Genomic DNA, 16357 nt, shown 5'->3' with positions numbered 1-16357 from the left:
GGGTCGTCCCCGCCTACGACAACTCACTCCAGGAATCCCTGCTCGACGGCACGGCGGAATCGGGGAAGCAGGTCGGCCGTGAGGTCGTGCTCGTCGACCTCGAGCAGCTGGGCCACGGCTGCCAGGATCTGGCCGAGGGTCAGGTCGCCGTCGCTGGCACCGAGCACCGCCGCGAGCGCCGTGTCGCACTCGATGGCCCGACGCAGCCCACTGGTCTGGCGCAGCACCAGATGTTCGGGACCCTCGGCACCGGGTCGTCCGGTGGTCTCCTCGATGACATCGTCACGCAGCCGCCACGCCCGGGTCAGGAGCGCTCCGGCGTCGACGCGACTGGCGGTCAGGTCGCGGCTGCGTCGTCCGAGCGCCTGCCCGACGGGCTGTTCGACCTGCCAGGGCCACGACTCCACGGTGACGTCGGGTTGCTCGCGACCGCTGAGGGTGAGCGTGATCCAGCCCATCGACACCGATTCGATGCCCAGCTCGCTGAAGTACCCCAGCCACTCGCGGTACCGCTGCCCGTAGTGGTGGCTGGTCGACAGACCCGCGTCGGCGAGCCACAGTTCGATGTACTCGAAGAGGTCGAGACGCTCCCGCTCGATCACCCACAGGTCTGCGCCCGAACCCGCGACCCAGTCGGCCAGGCGTTCGGTGGTGTCGCGGCCGGCCAGGTTGGCCCAGTTGCCGAGCACCTGCAGGCTGCCGCCCTCGTTGAGGTGGGCGGGTGCCTGCCTGACCACGGCCTCGACCAGGCCGTCGCCGGTGAAGGAGCCCTCGCGGTAGACCAGCCGCTCGTCCGTGGGTGGGCTCATCACGTACGGAGGGTTGGTGACGATCAGGTCGAACCGCTGCTCGGCGACGGGCTCGTACAGCGACCCCTGCCGCAACTCGACCCGGCTCGGGTCGAGCCCGCCCAGTTGCATGGTGAGTCGGGCGTGCTGCAGGGCACGAGGGTTGAGGTCGGTGCCGACGACCCGGTCGGCATGGCTGGCGAGGTGGAGCGACTGCACACCCGAGCCGGTTCCGAGGTCGAGGGCCGTCGCGACCGGTGCGCGGTTGACCAGCTGGGCGAGCGTCGTGCTCGCAGGTGACAGCCCCAGCACATAGTCGGGACGCATCGGCGCCACCCGTTGGTCGAGGCCGGGATGCAGGTCGGAGACGACCCAACCCGTGGCCCCGTCGTCCGGGCTCGAGAAGGGTCTGACGTCGACGCCGGCGCGCACCTTGTCGCCGGCTCCGGTGCGCTCCACGATGCCGGCCGCGAGCAGGGCGTCGAACAGCGGCCCCTCGAAGGGTGAGTGCGCCAACACCTCGGGCAGGGGTTGTTGGAGCACGAAGAGCCGCACCAGGCAGGCCAGTGGGTCGCGGGCGTCGCCGAGGTGGTGCAGGGCAGCCATCGTGGAGTTGCGCTGCAGTCCCGACTGACCCTCCTCGCCCACTCGCTCGATCACCCGGTCGACGGTGTAGTGCGCAGCCTCGAGTGCGCGACGCAACTGGTCGGCGCGGTCGTCGGTCAGCAACGGAGGCAGCGAGGGGGTGGCCATGCCCCAAGCATGCCCCCAACGCGCGACCGCTGGTCCAGCCCCGAGCCAGCCCCGGGTACGAGCCGACGGTCGGATGGACCTGATGGGGGAACTGTCGTAGGCGTGCGTCATGCTGGAGCGGTGGCGATTCCTGAGTGGTTGGGTACCGATGCGCGTGCCGTCGGTTTCCACCACCGTGCCCCCAGCGTCGGACGAACCACGGACTGGCCGACGTGGCTCCCCGATGACATCCGTTCCTCCATCGAGGCCACCGGCATACCCCGGCCGTGGGCCCACCAGCGTGACCTCGCCGATGCCCTGTTCGCCGGTGACCACGCCGCCATCACCACGTCGACGGCGTCGGGAAAGACCTTGGGCTACCTGTTGCCGATCCTGGCGGCGACTGCGTCGGGCTCCCCCCTGATCGGGGTGGACGTGCCGGCACGGCGAGGGCAGTTGTTGGCACCCACCCACACCGCGCTCTACCTCGCCCCGACCAAGGCCTTGGCCCACGACCAGTACCGGGTGGCCCGGTCATTGGCGCCCGCAGGTTTCAAGGTGGGCACTCTCGACGGTGACTCCGACGAGGCTGAGCGGCGGTTCGCGCGTGACCATGCCCGCTACGTGCTCACCAATCCCGACATGCTGCACCTGTCGATCCTGCCCAACCATGAGCGCTACACGAGGTTGCTGGCGAACCTGCGCTACGTCGTGGTCGACGAGGCGCACCGCTACCACGGCACCTTCGGCACCCACGTGGCGCTGGTGCTGAGGCGGTTGCGTCGGCTGTGCGCCCGCTACGGCGCCCACCCCACGTTCGTCCTGGCCTCAGCCACCCCCACCGACCCCGACCGGTCGGGTGCCACGTTGATCGGCGAGCCATCGATCACCGTCATCGACGATGACGCCTCCCCTCGTCCGGCCCGTGACGTGGTGCTGTGGCAGCCGACCGGCGCCCCCACCGACGATGCGGCCTGGCTGCTGGCCAGACTCGTGGACGCTCAGTTGCAGACCATCGCCTTCGTGCCCTCGAGGCGGCTGTCGGAGGTGGTGGCACTGCGAGCCGCCGACCAGGTCAAGGGCGAGGGACGGGTGGCGAGCTACCGGGCGGGCTACCTGGCCCAGGACCGGCGCGACCTCGAGGCGGGTCTTCAGACGGGTTCCCTGACGGGGGTGGCCGCCACCAACGCCCTCGAGTTGGGGGTCGATGTCTCAGGAATGGACGCGGTGGTCGTGACGGGCTTCCCCGGGACGCTGGCCGCACTGTGGCAACAGGTCGGACGGGCCGGTCGTCGCGACCGTGACGGTCTGGCGGTGCTGATCGCCCGCGAGGACCCTCTGGATGCCTACCTGTTCTCCCATCCGGAGCTGATCTTCGACGCGCCCGTCGAACGGACCGTGCTGCACGCCGACCATCCGCCCGTCCTGGGCCAACACCTCACCGCGGCCGCCCAGGAGTCGGCGCTGACGAGCGAGGACGCCCGCTGGTTCGGCCCCAGCATGGAGCAGTTGGCCGATCAGTTGGCGTCGTTGGGGGCATTGCGCAAACGCCCCACCGGGTGGTACTGGACCCGGCCCGACCGCGCCGTCGACCACATCGACATCAGGGCCGCCGGCGGGCACGCCGTCGAGATCGTCGACGGCGAGACCGGACGAGTGGTCGGCTCGGTCGACCGTACGGCCTCCGACCGCGAGCTGTTCGAGGGTGCCGTCTACCTGCACCAGGGCGACCAGTGGGTGGTGAGCTCCTACGCCCCCGAGGACGGGCAGGCCGTGGTGCGGCAGGCCCGTCCCGGATATTCCACCCAGGCCCTGGACAGCTCCGAGGTGGCGATCCGGCGATGGCAGCACACCCGCTCGTTCGGCCCCACCGCGGCCACCGTGAACGCGGGCACCGTGTTGATGTCGTCGCAGGTCACGGGCTACCTGCGCCGTGATGAGGTGACGGGGCAGGTGTGGGACCAGTCGCCGCTCGACCTCCCCCGACACTCCTTCCAGACCCGGGCGGTCTGGTTCACCTTCCCCGACGAAGTGGTCGCCGAACTGGGCTTCAACGACCTGCGGCTGGCCTCGGCCCTGCACGCCGTCGAACACTGCGGGATCGGTCTGCTGCCCATGTTCGCCGCCTGCGACCGGTGGGACCTGGGCGGTCTCTCGACACCCATGCACCCCGACACGGGAACAGCGACCATCTTCGTCCACGACGGACTTCGCGGAGGCTCGGGTTTCTCCGAACGCGGCTTCGAGACGGCGGAGTCGTGGCTGGAGGCGACGTGGAACCGACTGGTGCGGTGCGGGTGCGAGGTGGGTTGTCCCGCCTGTGTGGTCTCACCCAAGTGCGGCAACGCCAATCAGATGCTGGACAAGTCAGCAGCCCGACACCTGCTTGAACTCGTGCTGAGCGGCAGCGTGCTCGAGGCACCCACCCACTGACGCTTGGACCCACGGACGGTTTCGGAGGCGTGGAGCTCTCCCGGGTCAGTCGCCCCACGCCTCCTCGCGGCCAATGCTGGTCGACAGGTCGATCTCGTTTCCCTCGGGGTCGGCGATCGTCCACCAGAAGGGCGCCCGGTCGCGCAGCACCCGGCCGCCTGCGGCGACCGCGACCGCCACCCGTGCCTCGACCTCGTCGTCGGGTAGGAACAGGTCCACGTGGATGCGGTTGCGCTGGGCCCGTCTGGGCTGGTCGCCGCCGTCGATCTCCTGGAAGAACAGCGGCATGCCGATGCCGCGGGGGTCGATGATGTCGGTCACGTGCTCACGCGGGTCGGGCTCGTAGCGGAGTGTGGCGCACCAGAACCTGCGCAAACCCTCCACGTCGGCAGCATCGATGCCCAGCTGCAGGAACCGGGCTCGCTCACTGGCTGCCCGCAGCCCCAGGCCGCGTGCCGTGGCCTGGACGGCGGCGGCGAGCGGTGCCAGGTCGGTGTTCTCCCAGCCGTCCTTGCCGGTCGAGACCACCACCCAACCCGGTCGAACCGCCACCCGCAGTGGCTGGGCGGCCGTGTCGGCGAGCTCGGCGACGGCGGTCACGAACCGGACGATCGTCCCCGTGTCATCACAGGGGTACCAGGCCTGGGCGTCGAAGACCTGGCGCCAGTCGGACAGGTCGAGACCGTCGGCCAGCCAACGATCCTGCCCCTCCTCGCGCCACAGCAGGTCGGCCTCGTTGCCCTCAGCGTCGGTGACCAGGGCACCGTAGGGGCCGGCGTCGGTGGTGGCGGCACCGAGTTCGGGGATCACCTCGAGTGTTCGGGCGACCTCCTCGACGGTGGCGAGCAGGTCCAGGTGCAGGCGGTTGCGCAGGGGACGGGGCTCGTCCATCGGCTGGAACCAGATGGGGCTGAGCAGCCGGTGCGGGTCGCGCAGGTCTTCCTCGTCCCGGCGGTGACCGGTGACCTCGTGCCAGAAGGCCATCACGGAATCCGTGTCGACCGCGTCGAAGGTCAGCTGCAGGTCCTGGAGTGCCGAGGGATCGGCCCGCAGCCCCAGAGGTGTCGCCCGGGCCGTCACGGCCGCCGCGAGGGCGACCTGCTCGGGGGTGAAACCGGGAGGTCGCCACGGAAGACCCACCCTCAGCCCGTGCCCGCGCAGGTCGAGGTCTGGGGCGCGATGACCGCCTTCGGCGGCATCGGTGAGGATGTCCCGGGCCAGGGCCGCACCGAGCGCATGGTTCGGTGAACCTGGGGGGCCGGTGAAGAAGGCTGCCGCACCGTCGCCCAGCACGCGCCACTGCTCGGTACCCGGGGTGCGCTGGAACTCCCGTCCGGTCAGGGGCGCGGTTCGGTCCGACTGGTCCTGGTCGGGCTGGTCCTGGTTCAGGTCTGGTCGGTTCGGGTTCGGGTTCGGCTGGGCGTCCATGGTGGCCTCCTCGGTCGACTCGGCCGGGAGCCTCGGTCGACTCCCCGACGCTAACCCGAGACCGGGTCGACGGTGGTCGATCAGCGCACGTCGTCGGGTTCGTCCGACGGCTTCTCCCCGACGACGTGGCTGTCGGCGAGGGCGTCCAGCGAACGGGGCAGGTCGCGCATGGTGATGAGCGGCGAGAACACCACCGGCAGGGCGGCGCACAGGGAGACCGCGACGAAGATCCACATGGTCGGCACGATGCCGAGGTGTCGTCCGACCAGGCCGCCCAGGAAGGCGCCGATGGGCATGGGCCCCCAGACCAGGAAGCGGATCGAGGCGTTCATGCGACCCAACAGGGGTTTGGGGCACAGGCGCTGACGGAAGCTCACCTGGGTGATGTTGTAGACGACCACCGCCCACGAGGTGAAGAACTGGCCCACCATCAGCGTGGGCACCGCCGGGAGCACGGAGGCCAGCGGGATCGCCGCGATGAAGACCGCCCCCATCAGCGCCGACAGCGGGATGGCGCGACCCTCGCCCACGAGCCTGCTGAACCTGGCCGACGAGACCGCACCCAGCAGGCCACCGATGGCGCCGACGGACATGACCAGACCCAGGGTCGTCTCGGAGAAGCCGAGGGTCTTGATGACGTAGAGCACGAACAGTGCGAAGACGGCCGACGAGGCCAGGTTGGAACCGCCGGTGTAGGCCACGATCCGCCGCAGCAGGGGATGCTTGAGGACGAAGTCCAGTCCCTCACGGATCTCGTGCGCCAGCGGGCGTCGGGTGGTCGGGTCGTGGGGGGTCTCGCGGTGCCGGATCAGGCTGACCGACAACGACGAGAGGGCCATGAAGACGGCGGTGACGCCGATGGTGAGGGGCGATCCGATCAGCCTCACGAGGGCCGAGGCGGCCGCGGGGCCCACGACCTGGGCGGTCTGCTGGCTGGCCTGGAGCTTGCCGTTGCCCTCGCTGATCTGGTCACCCTCGACGATCTCGGGCAGGTAGGACTGGTTGGCCACGTCGAAGAAGACGGTGATGCATCCCACCAGGAAGGCGACCAGGTAGAGCTGGCCCATCGACAACCAGCCCGTCAGCCACGCGACCGGCAGGGTGATCAGCAGGGCAGCCCTGGAGAGGTCGCCGAGCACGATCACCCGCTTCTTGCGCCAGCGGTCGACCCACGCACCGGCGGGGAGACTGATCAGCAGGAACGCCAACGACTCCAGCATGGACAGAATGCCCATCTCGAAGGCCCCGGCGTGCAGGAGTTGGACGGCAAGCAGCGGCATCGCGAACAGGACGAACTGGGCGCCGAACACCGAGACGGTGTCTCCCACCCACAACTGACGGAAGTCGTGATGGAAGAAGAGGTCGCGGCGGGTCTTGTCCGGCGATGCGACGAGGGGTGTCTCGGTGCTCACGGGACGATCCTGAACGACCGATTGGGAAAAGTCAATCACTCTGCTGATATCTCCTGGGTCGAGCCAGTAGTGTCACGTGCATGGAGGTGCCACCAGCGGGCCAGTCGCCAGCCCTGGGCGAGTCATCAGACCTGGGCGAGTCATCAGACCTGGGCGGGGTATCAGGGCGGAACGAACCCTTCGTGAGGCGGATGGCCACCGACGCCGAGGCCAGGGCGCTCGCCTCGGGTCTGCGTCTGCGCATCCTGAGGTTGTGCCTGGATGAGCCCGCCACCAACCGCGAGATCGCCGACACCCTGGGTCTCAACCCGGCGACCTCCCTGCACCACGTGCGCACCTTGGTCGACACCGGCTTCCTCGAGGCCCTGCAGGCACGTCGCGGACGACGTGGCTCCCGGGAGATTCCCTACCGGACCACGGGGAAGTCCTGGTACATGGACACCCCCGTGACGGGTGCCTCGCTGCTGGAGGCCTTCCTCGCCGAGATCAAGGAGGTCTCCCCTGAGTACCGGGGCATGACCAGGTTGGGACTGAGGCTCCGCCCCGACGATCTCGAAGAGTTCCGGGAGCGGCTGAACGCCTTGTTCGCCGAGTACCACGACCGACCCCGCGACCCCGACGGCGAGCCATGGTCGTTGTTCGTGGCGCTGCACCCCGACACCAGCCAGCGGCAGTCGCCGGTGGCCGAGGCGGGTGGCCCGTCGCTCAGCGGGCCCCCCAATTCCACGGGGGACGACTGAGCAGCCCCTGGCCCTCCACAACCGTCTCGCCGAGGTTCTTGGTGAGACGGTGGTGCAGCACGGTGGCCCCGCCGTCGCGGGGCGCATCGTCGTAGCCCCGGCCGAGGGGATCCTGGTCGGGGGGATCCTGGCCGCCCGGATCCTGGTCGCCGAGCAGGTGGTCGACGATCGCGGATGAGTGGCTGACCACGATCACCTGCGTGCGGGAGGCGGCTCCCTGGACCAACCGCGCCAGCACGGGCAGCACGTCGGGGTGGAGGCTCGTCTCCGGTTCGTTGAGCACCAGCACCGCTGGGGGTCGCGGGCTGAGCAGGGCCGTCGCGAGCAGCAGGAACCGCAGCGTTCCGTCGGAGAGTTCAGCAGCGTTCAGGCTGCGCAACAGTCCCGACTGGTCGAACTCGATCTCGAAGCGCCCGTCATGGTCGGTGACCGCGATCCGGCCGCCGGGGAAGGCTTCCGCGATGGCCTGCCTGAATGGCCGCTCCCAACTCGACTCCAGGATCGACTGCACCGCGGGGGCGAGGTCGGCCCCGTCGTCACTGAGCACAGGTGTCCAGGTGCCCACGTGGGGTTGACGGGCGGGTGCATCGGCATCGGTGCGGAACCCGTCATAGAAGCGCCAACTGTTGACCTCTCGCCGCACCGCCAACACCTCGGGGTACTCCTGCGGGTCTCCGAGTTCGGCCAGCATGCTGGCACGATCGTCCAGGTCCTCGGCGACCACTCGCCACCCAGGGCCCGCGTTGACCCGCAGCGTGTGGTTCTTCCGCTCCACCAGGGACGACGCCGGTCGGTACAGCGGCGCCGCGAAGATGGCCTCCCGCTTGATCACGGGGTCACGGACGAAGGCCGTCGTCCTCGGCGTCGGCAGGCCGACGTCCACCAGGTATCCGAAGATGTCAGTGGCGAAGCCGAGGGCGAGGCTGATGGGACGACGCCGTGAGCCCGTCCCTTGGACCGGGACCTCGCCGCGCTTCATGGCGCCGGAGATCTCCTCGGGGCCGGCCCACATCACCCGGGACAGGCCTCCCTGCCCGGCCAGCGCCCCGACCAGTGATCCGCGCCCGGTGTCGGCGAGCAGCCGAAGCGACTGGTAGAGGCTCGACTTGCCCACTCCGTTGGCGCCGGTGATCACGGTCACCGGTGCCAACGGCAGCACGACTTCGCGCAGGGAGCGGTAACCGTGCACGGCCAGCAGGGTGAGCATGGCCCAAGGCTAGGGACGAGCGCCGACATTCACGGCATCGCGTTGGACGACCCCGCAAGAGCCGTGACCCGGACGCTGCGTGGGGCCCCGGGCAGGTGCACCGGCGGCCACAGCCTCGTCTCCGCCGTGACGGTGACGACGAAGCTGGTGGCATCGCCTGCCACCGAGCACGAGACGAGCGCGGCCCCGTTCCGGACCACCGTGTGTCGTGCCCGGGAACAGGCCTCGCCGGTCGCGGCGTACGCCTCACCGCCAGCGACCGCCGCAAGATCAGCCGCGTCGGCGGCGCGGGCATGGGCCCGCCACCACCCCAGCACCCACACCCCGGCCAACGTCCCGAGCACCACCAGCAGCATCAGCGCTGCAATCAGAATCGTTCCCACGCCGCGTTCACGGCCTCGCCCCCTCATGGCTGGGCGTTCGGCTCGAGCGGCAGGCTGGCCTCACCACTGATCGTGACCGGACCGATGGTCCCCCAGCCACGTTGTGCACTCACCACGACCGTCACCCAACCGTCCGTGGTGGTGGTGATGATCGTCGCCGCCCGGGGAGCGGCCTGGCGAGACCGGCGGGCGGCTGACTCGTCCCCTCGGGACTCCTGCCGTGCCACCTGGGTCGCGGTGTCCTCGCACTGCCCCTGCAGGATCGCCAGCCCGATCACGGCACTGCAGGCGAACAACACCAGGGCGGCGAAGATGAGACCGATGGCCAACTCGACGGTGACCATGCCCCGTTGGGGCGCCGGTCGACCCGATCCTCGGATCTGGGCAGGCCTGATTGATGTGGACATGTCCGGTTCCCCTCTCGCGATGTGGCGGGATGCGGGTGGGGACCCGCGGGGCGGGGTCGACCGGAGTCGGCCAACCGCATCCCGGGGTCCCCGTTCTGTCGGTGGGCGTGCCTCAGTTCATCTTCCCGGCGAAGTACTTGATGCCATCGAGCACCTTGGCGAGGATGAAGTCGGCGATCTTGTTGTTGGAGATGGTCGTGTACACGATCAGCGCGAACGCGATCACCCCGAGGATGCCCACGGCGTACTCGGCCGTGGCCAGGCCCCGCTGGGCCAGCCTGGTGAGAGCACCGTCACCGGACGTCCCCGCCGGAGCATGGGTGCTGGTGTCGAGCAGATCGATCTGGTTGGACATGCTGTTTCCCTTTCGGTTGGTGACCCACCCCGTGGGTTCATCTGCACTGTGGTCACGAGGGCTCGTCGTGCACCGCCCGGTTCCCGCGGCTGTGGACAACGGTTCGATCGCACCCCGCCTGTGGACAACCACCCAGCGACGACGCGAAGGAGCCCGGCCGAGGACCATTGATCCCCGACCGGGCTGCGTCCACCTCCCGCCGCCGTTGCGCCTCAGCCCTCGCACCTCACAGGTAGTGGAGGGCTAGCCCCAACACGATCGGCACCACGCCCACCGCGATGAACGCGGGTAGGAAGCACACCATCAGCGGGAGGACGGAACTCACACCCACTGCTCGTGCTCGCCTCTCCAGTGCCGCCTGCCTCGACTGTCGAGCCCTGCGCGCCTGGACACGCAGCACCTCCTCCACCGGCACCCCGTCGCGGGCACTGCGGGCGAGGTCCCGCCCGACAGGGCCCCACACCTCCTGCCACCTCGTGGAGGAGGCCAGACTGTGCCAGGCGTCGGCATCGCTGCGCCCGACCCCCGTCTCGGCGACCACCGACGACAACGCCGTCCGGCTGGGTTCGGGCGAGACGGCCGCCACTTCCGCGGCAGCCACCCTGGCCGCGCAGCCCGCAGCCAGGGCCGCGGCGAGCAGGTCGAGGGTGCCCGGGAGCTGCGAGCGTTGACGTTCCCGGTCGTGTCGGGTCGACGGCGGTTCGATCCAGCCGAGCCCAAGGAGCACCCCCACCCCCAGGACGGCCCCGGGTGCCACTCGCCAGACCGGTACCTGACCCAGGTCGGGCAGCGCGAGTGCCACCACGGCGCAGACCAGCAACCCGGCCACCGCGCGGATCGGCAAGGACAGGGCATCGGTTCGTCCGGCGAGCAGGCGTCCGAAGCGCCCCCGGCGTGATCTCCCAGGGACGGACCACGCCCCGATCCGTCTCGGGTCGGGCAGCCCCGACATCGCCAGCCACACGGCGGTCGCAGCGGCCACGGCGCAGGTCATCACCATCACAGGCCCCCACCCGACCGCTCGGCCAACCGCTCCGTCCACACGATCCCAGCAGCCGTCAACGACGTGGCGACCAGCACACACAGTCGTCCCGGCCAGGTCGTGAGCAGGAAGTGAGCCGGGTCGGCACCCACCAGGGCCGCCATCAGCACCCCCACCACCGGCAGGAACGCAAGCATCGTGCTGGTCGCGCGCACGGCCGACAGCTCCGTGGCCACGGTCTCGCGCAGACGCTCCTCCCGGGCCAGACCGTCGGCGACGGCCTGGGCGAGCGCGGCGGCGGGTGCCCCCAGCCGGGTGGACAACTCCCACGCAGCGGCCAACTCGACCAGCCCTCCAGCACCTGCCGACGCACCTGCCCTGCGCAGGGCCTCGGGGGCAGATCCTCCCACCCGGACGGCAGCCAGGACCGGACGAACGACGTCACAGTCCTCCGCCGCGGCCTCGAGAGCCCGCTGGGGCAGGAGACCAATCGTGAGTTGTCCCGCCACCACCTGGCACGCCTCGGCCACCTGTTGTCGGGTGACACGGGCCAGCCTGCGCAGCCGGGAACGACGAACCAGCCACACCCCAAGACCGGTGGACATGCCGAGCACCAGCAGCCACAACGCGATCTCGGGTCCGACGACGGCGCCGACCCCCCACACCCCGGCGATCGCGCCGATCACCGCCGCCAGCCGGCGGACCATGCCCATCGCCGCCGCCGGTTGCCGCTCGACCAGGCGGCTGACCCCGACCGGGCGCCCCGGCACCAGCAGCCCAGCCGCCATCGCGAGGCAGCCAGCGACCACCCAGGTCATGCGGCCACCCAGGTCATGCGGCCACCTGGGCGAATCGGGCTATGCCGCACAGCGCCGCCAATTCCGCCCACCCGTTGGCCGTGGACTCCGCCCCCTCTTCGTCAAGGACCAAGCCGGATGCCACCTCGACCAGTCCCCCCGCGCGCCGCAACACCCCGATCTCGGCCACCCGCCGCAGCCCCCCGACCCTGGCCACGTGCACCACCACGCGCAGCGCCGAGGCGACCTGGGCATGGCAGGCATCACGCCCCAGACCCCCGAGCGCCGCGAGCGCCTCCAACCGTGCCGGCAGGTCGGCCACCGAGTTCGCGTGCACCGTGCCGCAGCCACCTTCGTGGCCGGTGTTCATCGCCATCAACAGGTCGACGAGTTCTGGCCCCCGCACCTCGCCCAGCACGACCCGGTCGGGACGCATCCGCAGTGACTGCCGCACCAGATCGGTGAGGCTGACCCGCCCGGCCCCCTCGGCGTTCGCCGCCCGCCCCTCGAGCCGGATCACGTGCGGATGCCGCGGCGACAGCTCCCGGGAATCCTCGATCACCACGACCCGCTCACCGGGGTCGACCAGGCCCAACAGCGCGGAGAGCAGCGTGGTCTTGCCGCTGCCGGTGCCGCCGGTGACCAGGAAGGGCACCCGGCGAACGATCACCTCCCTCAGCACCCGCTCGGCCAACGGCGTGAGTGATCCGGCAGCAACCAGTTCCTCGAACCCGAAGGACCGCCGGGCCGGAACACGCAGCGAGATGCAGGTGCCCGGATCGCTGAGGGTCGAGAGCACGGCATGCACCCGGACGCCGTCGGGCATCCGGGCGTCCACCCACGGGGTTGCCTCGTCCAGCCGCCGACCCGTGCTCGCGGCGAGCCTCACCGCCAGCTGGCGCACCTCGTCCTCGTCGGTGAAGCTCACGTCGGTGAGTTCGAGACCAGCGCCGCGGTCGATCCACACGCTGTCCGCTCCGTTGACGAGCACATCGGTGACCCCGTCGAGCGCCAGCAACTCGTCGAGTGGGCCGGCGCCGACGCTGGTTCGCCTCAACGTGTCGAGCGCCTGCACCACCAATTGGTCGGAGACCACCAGCCCGAGTCGGCGCAATGCCACCGCCACGTCGTCGGGTGTCCAGCCCCGCCCCAGGGCAGCGAGGGATGAGCGCAGCCGGTCCAGGTCGTCGGGGGTCATGCGGCGCCCTCCACCAACCGACCCAGCAGCGTGCTGCAGTCACGTGCGAACCACGATCGGGCTCGCCGGGCGGGGCGGTCACCGGCCTCCAGAGCTTGGGGGACACCGCGATCGTCCCGCACCACACCGAGCACCGGGAGCGAGAGGGCACGGCCGACCTCGTCGGCGGCGAGTCTGCGATCGCGGCCCGTACGCACCACCACCCGCACCCCCTCGGACCTGCCCTCACCCGCGGCCACCGCCAGTCTCGAGCGCGCCGCCACCACGCTGCGGACGTCGGCACCCACGACCAGCACGACGCTCGTCACCAACCCGCCGGGCAGGTCGACAGCCCCGAACAGACCCCCGTCGAGCAGCACTCGTTCGTGGCTGCGGGTCAGCGCCTGGGTGACAGCCACCATGGCCGACGTACCGACCTCGACCCCCGGTCGTCCCGACGACACCAAGTCGACGTCACCGGCCCTGGGAACCTGCCCCGAGAGGTCACCGACGTGGCCTGATGCCGAGGCGAGGTCGGGCCAGCGCCAGCCCGGCTGCCGTTCTACCCCCATCAACAGGTCGAGACCACCCGAGTGGTGGGGCAGTTCGACGGCAGCGACCCGCTGGCCGCGCCGCGCCGAGGCCTGGGCCAGCCCAGCCACCAGACTGCTCACGCCCAGACCGCCCGACGCACCCGTGACCTGCACCACCTCGCCCGTACCCGGGCCCGCCCCCAGCTCCGCCAACAGTCCCGCCAGCAGACCGGCCCCATCCGGCAACACCAGCGCGGGCGCCTGCAACGGTGTCGACCAGACCAGCGCTTCGTCCGCGCTGGCGGCCACCACGTGCACCCCGGCGCGAGGAGCCAGCCCCAGGCGGAGCACCATCGCGGCGCACTCCGCCCCGACCAGCACCAGTGGAGCCGCCCGCCACCGCCGGCGCACCGTGTCGGCATCGGCCACCACCTCGACCGGCCGACCGACCGCGGCCGCCGATGCCTGCACCGCCTCGACCAACCTCGTCTGCCTCGCCACCACCAGGGCGCCCGCCACCTCGTTCACGCAACAGTTGTGCGGCGCGGAACCCGCCGTGTTCCGGCCCGCCACCAATCTGTGGACGACACACCCACCGGGACCCTGCCTGTGGACAAACCAGCCCAGCCGGACGCCTACGATGGGCCCCATGCCACGCCCCTTCACCCTGCCCACCCAGGCACTGGAGTGGCTCGTACCGGCACCGAACATGAAGGTGCTCACCCTTGCCGGGCCCAGCTTGCCCGTCGCGCTGGCGAGGCAGGGCCACCAGGTCATCGCCATCGACAAGGACGTGGCCGTCGTCTCGCGGTTGCGGGAGGCAGGCATCGTGGCCGTCGTCGCGCAGGCCGAGTCGTTGCCCTTCGATCCGTGCCAGTTCGATGCCGTGCTCGCCCACCAGACCTTCCACCGATTCGCCCCGGGGCTGGTGCTCTCCGAGATGGCGCGGGTGCTTCGTCCCGGAGGCGCCGCCTGCGTCAGCCTGTTGGCCCGCGACGACTCGGTTCCGTGGGTGAGGCGTCTGATCGCACGACTGCGGGAACTCGATCCGCACGCGATGAGCGGCGACTACGGTCTGGACGCCGTCGGACACCTGCTCGACAGCAAGTACTTCCCCGAGCACGACGCCACCAGCTATCGGCACTGGGTGCCCACGAGTCGTCCCGACATGCTGGCCATGGTCGAGCGGCTCCCCGCCGCGCGCGGTCTCGACGAGGCCGACCGGGCCGCCCTGGTCGCCGACGTCGCGGCCCTGTACGACAACGCCGCCCCCAGCGGGAGGGACGCCCTGCGGCTGCCCTACCAGCTGCGCTGCTGGCGTGCCTGGGTCGACCACGTGGAACTGACGGCACCCATCGACATCGACGACGACGGCCTGAGCATCGCCCTCTGACACCGGCGTCCTGACATCGGCGTCCTGACATCGCGGTCCGGACAGCGATGTCCTGACATCGCGGTCCCAGACATGGAGGGCGCTGATACGGTGTGCACGGCGTGTCGGGAAGTCTGGTCGACCGTCGTCAGCGGACGTTGGCGACGACGACGCCCCGTTGCACCCCGATGCCCCAGCACTCGACGCCACCCGCACTCGACGCCACCCGCACTCGATGCCCCGGCCCACTCGATGCCCCGGCCAGGGATGCAGCCCACCCGAGACAGGTGAGTTCCGTGCCCGATCCCCTCGCCCCACCCGGCCCCGCAAGCCCGCACTCCCCAAGCCTTGACTCCCCGACCGACCGCCCCCACCTGCGACGGATCGCGTTCGGTGGTCCCACCTCAGGACCCGATGCCCTCCACCTGCCCGACGTGCTCCGGTCGGAGACCGTGGGTGGCTTCCTGATGGTCGCAGCCACCGTCGTGGCCCTCGTCTGGGCCAATGTCAGCCACGAGAGCTACGTGGCGGTGTCGCACGCGCACCTGGGACCGATGACCCTCGCCCACTGGGCGTCCGACGGCCTGTTGACCGTCTTCTTCTTCGTCGCCGGCCTCGAACTCAAACGCGAACTGGTCGAGGGCTCCCTGTCCCGGCCGGCCGACGCGCTGGTGCCGATCATCGCCGCGGTCTGCGGCATGGCGGTGCCGGCCGGCATCTACGTGGCCATCAACTCCTTCGGCGCGTCGGGGAGTCTTCAGGGGTGGGCGATCCCGATGGCGACCGACATCGCCTTCGCCCTCGCGGTGCTGGCCATCGTCGGCCGCAACCTGCCGTCGCCACTCCGCGCCTTCCTGCTGACGCTGGCGATCGTCGACGACCTCGGCGCGATCATCGTGATCGCGGTGGTCTACACCTCGTCCATCTCGGTGCTGTGGCTGCTCGGAGCGGCAGCGGCGATGGCCCTGTGGTGGGCTGGTCACCACTGGCGCATCAAGGTGCTGCCCGCCTACCTGGTGCTGTTCGTGGCGGCCTGGTGGTGCATGTACCAGTCGGGCATCCATGCCACCATCGCCGGAGTCGCGTTGGGACTGCTCACCTCCATCCGCAAGGACGAGCTGCACGACCCCGCCGACCGCTGGCAGCATGCCGTCCAGCCGTGGTCGGCCGGACTGTGCGTGCCGCTGTTCGCCGTCTTCGCCGCTGGGGTCCCCATCTCGGCGTCCTCACTCTCGGCCCTGTGGTCCGACCCGGTACCGCTGGGCATCATCGTCGGGCTCGTGCTGGGCAAGATCGTCGGAGTGTTCGGCGGTGCCTGGCTCGCCACCCGGCTCACCGCAGCCGAGCTCAGCCCCGAGGTCGGCTGGATCGACCTGGCCTCGGTCTCGGCGCTGGCCGGCATCGGGTTCACCGTCTCGATGCTGATCAGTGAACTGAGTTTCGCCACGGACCTCACCAGACTGGACGAGGCCAAGACCGCCGTGCTGACCGCCTCCCTGATCGCAGCCCTGGTGGGTGGGATCCTGGTCACCTTGCGGTCGAGGGTGCACGGGCGGCGCCAGGGGCTGGCTGCATCCGGCTCCTGACGGGCGCAGCCATCGCCACTAGGCT

The 16357-nt window shown here is 70.5% G+C and carries 15 protein-coding genes; 4 read left to right on the top strand and 11 right to left on the bottom strand.

Annotated elements, in window-relative coordinates; translation table 11 throughout:
* Positions 1-23: 23 nt before the first annotated feature.
* Positions 24-1541, bottom strand: a complete 1518-nt coding sequence (locus tag QQZ11_RS06430) for a DUF7059 domain-containing protein (RefSeq protein ID WP_284549366.1) — start codon at positions 1539-1541, stop codon at positions 24-26.
* 120 nt (positions 1542-1661) lie between these two features.
* Between QQZ11_RS06430 and QQZ11_RS06425 the strand changes: the two genes are divergently transcribed.
* The gene (locus QQZ11_RS06425) at positions 1662-3953 is read left to right on the top strand and encodes a DEAD/DEAH box helicase (RefSeq protein ID WP_284549364.1); all 2292 of its coding nucleotides are present in this window, start codon (positions 1662-1664) and stop codon (positions 3951-3953) included.
* A 45-nt stretch (positions 3954-3998) separates the two neighbouring features.
* Here QQZ11_RS06425 and QQZ11_RS06420 read toward each other — a convergent pair whose 3' ends face one another.
* Together QQZ11_RS06420 and QQZ11_RS06415 are read right to left on the bottom strand one after the other, a co-directional pair.
* On the bottom strand, positions 3999-5381 hold the full coding sequence (locus QQZ11_RS06420; RefSeq protein WP_284549362.1) for a VOC family protein: 1383 nt from the start codon (positions 5379-5381) through the stop codon (positions 3999-4001).
* An 80-nt stretch (positions 5382-5461) separates the two neighbouring features.
* The gene (locus QQZ11_RS06415) at positions 5462-6793 is read right to left on the bottom strand and encodes an MFS transporter (RefSeq protein ID WP_284549360.1); all 1332 of its coding nucleotides are present in this window, start codon (positions 6791-6793) and stop codon (positions 5462-5464) included.
* 80 nt (positions 6794-6873) lie between these two features.
* On the opposite strand from QQZ11_RS06415, the gene QQZ11_RS06410 reads away from it, so the two are divergent.
* Positions 6874-7533 (top strand): helix-turn-helix domain-containing protein, encoded by a 660-nt coding sequence (locus tag QQZ11_RS06410; RefSeq protein WP_284549359.1) that lies wholly within the window; start codon positions 6874-6876, stop codon positions 7531-7533.
* On the opposite strand, the gene QQZ11_RS06405 is transcribed toward QQZ11_RS06410, so the two are convergent.
* The 8 genes from QQZ11_RS06405 to ssd all read right to left on the bottom strand — a co-directional run bounded on the left by QQZ11_RS06405 (position 7499) and on the right by ssd (position 13902).
* Positions 7499-8740: an AAA family ATPase gene (locus QQZ11_RS06405; RefSeq protein ID WP_284549356.1), complete on the bottom strand. Its 1242-nt coding sequence runs from the start codon at positions 8738-8740 to the stop codon at positions 7499-7501. The genes QQZ11_RS06410 and QQZ11_RS06405 overlap by 35 nt on opposite strands.
* Positions 8741-8769: 29 nt before the next feature.
* The gene (locus tag QQZ11_RS06400) at positions 8770-9123 is read right to left on the bottom strand and encodes an Rv3654c family TadE-like protein (protein WP_284549355.1); all 354 of its coding nucleotides are present in this window, start codon (positions 9121-9123) and stop codon (positions 8770-8772) included.
* Between the two features lie 23 nt (positions 9124-9146).
* Entirely contained in the window at positions 9147-9530 is a 384-nt protein-coding gene (locus QQZ11_RS06395; RefSeq protein WP_284549353.1) for a TadE family type IV pilus minor pilin, read from the bottom strand.
* 112 nt (positions 9531-9642) lie between these two features.
* Complete coding sequence (locus tag QQZ11_RS06390; RefSeq protein ID WP_022911230.1) at positions 9643-9885, bottom strand: DUF4244 domain-containing protein; 243 nt, start codon at positions 9883-9885, stop codon at positions 9643-9645.
* A gap of 226 nt (positions 9886-10111) precedes the next feature.
* Positions 10112-10885 (bottom strand): type II secretion system F family protein, encoded by a 774-nt coding sequence (locus QQZ11_RS06385; protein ID WP_284549351.1) that lies wholly within the window; start codon positions 10883-10885, stop codon positions 10112-10114.
* Positions 10885-11685, bottom strand: a complete 801-nt coding sequence (locus QQZ11_RS06380; protein ID WP_284549349.1) for a type II secretion system F family protein — start codon at positions 11683-11685, stop codon at positions 10885-10887. Before QQZ11_RS06380 ends, QQZ11_RS06385 begins: the two co-directional genes overlap by 1 nt.
* Before the next feature lie 13 nt (positions 11686-11698).
* Positions 11699-12862, bottom strand: coding sequence for a TadA family conjugal transfer-associated ATPase (locus tag QQZ11_RS06375; RefSeq protein WP_284549347.1), 1164 nt, complete (start codon positions 12860-12862; stop codon positions 11699-11701).
* Complete coding sequence (gene ssd / locus QQZ11_RS06370) at positions 12859-13902, bottom strand: septum site-determining protein Ssd (protein ID WP_284549345.1); 1044 nt, start codon at positions 13900-13902, stop codon at positions 12859-12861. The genes QQZ11_RS06375 and ssd overlap by 4 nt, the downstream gene beginning before the upstream one ends.
* A 121-nt stretch (positions 13903-14023) precedes the next feature.
* On the opposite strand from ssd, the gene QQZ11_RS06365 reads away from it, so the two are divergent.
* The gene (locus QQZ11_RS06365; RefSeq protein WP_284549343.1) at positions 14024-14767 is read left to right on the top strand and encodes a class I SAM-dependent methyltransferase; all 744 of its coding nucleotides are present in this window, start codon (positions 14024-14026) and stop codon (positions 14765-14767) included.
* Between the two features lie 353 nt (positions 14768-15120).
* Positions 15121-16332 carry a Na+/H+ antiporter NhaA gene (nhaA, locus tag QQZ11_RS06360; RefSeq protein WP_026378231.1) on the top strand — a complete coding sequence of 404 codons (1212 nt, stop codon included), beginning with the start codon at positions 15121-15123 and terminating at the stop codon, positions 16330-16332.
* The last annotated feature ends 25 nt before the right edge of the window (positions 16333-16357 follow it).

It is taken from the genome of Aestuariimicrobium sp. T2.26MG-19.2B (assembly GCF_950101875.1).
Lineage (GTDB): Bacteria > Actinomycetota > Actinomycetes > Propionibacteriales > Propionibacteriaceae > Aestuariimicrobium > Aestuariimicrobium kwangyangense.
The sequence above is the reverse complement of the archived record's forward strand: the minus strand, read 5'-3'. Positions and strand labels throughout refer to the sequence as shown.

Coding starts and splice junctions, on each gene's coding strand:
- QQZ11_RS06430 (WP_284549366.1), bottom strand. CDS start 1,541: ATGGCCACCCCCTCGCTGCCTCCGTTGCTGACCGACGACCGCGCCGAC.
- QQZ11_RS06420 (WP_284549362.1), bottom strand. CDS start 5,381: ATGGACGCCCAGCCGAACCCGAACCCGAACCGACCAGACCTGAACCAG.
- QQZ11_RS06410 (WP_284549359.1), top strand. CDS start 6,874: ATGGAGGTGCCACCAGCGGGCCAGTCGCCAGCCCTGGGCGAGTCATCA.
- QQZ11_RS06405 (WP_284549356.1), bottom strand. CDS start 8,740: ATGCTCACCCTGCTGGCCGTGCACGGTTACCGCTCCCTGCGCGAAGTC.
- QQZ11_RS06395 (WP_284549353.1), bottom strand. CDS start 9,530: ATGTCCACATCAATCAGGCCTGCCCAGATCCGAGGATCGGGTCGACCG.
- QQZ11_RS06390 (WP_022911230.1), bottom strand. CDS start 9,885: ATGTCCAACCAGATCGATCTGCTCGACACCAGCACCCATGCTCCGGCG.
- QQZ11_RS06385 (WP_284549351.1), bottom strand. CDS start 10,885: ATGGTGATGACCTGCGCCGTGGCCGCTGCGACCGCCGTGTGGCTGGCG.
- QQZ11_RS06380 (WP_284549349.1), bottom strand. CDS start 11,685: ATGACCTGGGTGGTCGCTGGCTGCCTCGCGATGGCGGCTGGGCTGCTG.
- QQZ11_RS06375 (WP_284549347.1), bottom strand. CDS start 12,862: ATGACCCCCGACGACCTGGACCGGCTGCGCTCATCCCTCGCTGCCCTG.
- QQZ11_RS06365 (WP_284549343.1), top strand. CDS start 14,024: ATGCCACGCCCCTTCACCCTGCCCACCCAGGCACTGGAGTGGCTCGTA.